The organism is Campylobacter sp. 2018MI13 (assembly GCF_018501135.1).
GTDB lineage: Bacteria > Campylobacterota > Campylobacteria > Campylobacterales > Campylobacteraceae > Campylobacter_E.
Genome location: NZ_JAHCZC010000355.1, coordinates 1 through 224 on the forward strand (window position 1 = coordinate 1; position 224 = coordinate 224).

At 38.8% G+C, this 224-nt stretch carries 1 protein-coding gene; it reads right to left on the reverse strand.

Annotation, left to right across the window (positions count from 1 at the left end):
* Positions 1–224: hypothetical protein (locus tag KJQ99_RS10370; protein ID WP_214150790.1), on the reverse strand; the 224-nt coding region annotated here is incomplete at both ends.

Here is a 224-nt window from a genome sequence, read left to right on the forward strand (position 1 = left end):
CCCATTTCAAGATTTGTAACATCACAAACTATTGGTAAAGCACCACTATCTTGAGCGGTATTGAAAAAAATTGGAGCAATAGTTTGTCCTAAAATCCCACCGCCTGTGCGTTTATTTGGAACTCCTTTTATATCTTCACCTATGTGCCATTGAACTGAATTTATTGCTGATTTACGGCTTGAGCCAGTTCCTACAACATCACCTACATAAGCTACTTGAATGCC